The organism is Mesorhizobium sp. M00.F.Ca.ET.216.01.1.1 (assembly GCF_004010325.2).
In the GTDB taxonomy this organism is placed as follows: Bacteria; Pseudomonadota; Alphaproteobacteria; order Rhizobiales; family Rhizobiaceae; genus Mesorhizobium.
Window position 1 is genome coordinate 1 of the sequence record NZ_SADR02000174.1, and the last position, 400, is coordinate 400.

Below are 400 nucleotides of genomic sequence, written 5' to 3' on the forward strand. Positions count from 1 at the left end.
GGAAGGAACTGGCAAGCTTTTCGGGCAACGCATGCCTTCAGCTTCGGCAACGGACCTGAAACCGAGCAAAATGCGCTCATGGAACCAGGATGGTCGCTCCGGTCGTCCTGCGGCTCTCCAGATCCGATTGCGCCTGGCCGGCGTCTTTCAGCGCATAGCGCTGGTTGATCACGATCTTCACGGCGCCGCTCTTGACCACGTCGAACAACGCTTCCGCCGACTTCACCATGTCCTCGCGCCTGGCGTTGTAGACGAAGAGCGTCGGACGCGTGACAAAGAGCGAGCCCTTCTGCGCCAGGATCGACATGGAGAAAGGCGGGATCGCCCCGGAAGACTGGCCGAAGCTGGCGAACGTGCCGAGCGGCCGCAGGCAGTCTAGCGATGCTGGAAAAGTGTCCGC

Annotated in this window: 1 protein-coding gene; it reads right to left on the reverse strand. The window is 62.0% G+C overall.

Features of this window, described 5'->3' with window-relative positions:
• Window positions 1-76 precede the first annotated feature (76 nt).
• Window positions 77-400 (reverse strand): zinc-binding dehydrogenase (locus EN859_RS35595; protein ID WP_145972005.1); only part of this gene is annotated, 324 nt, incomplete at its 5' end.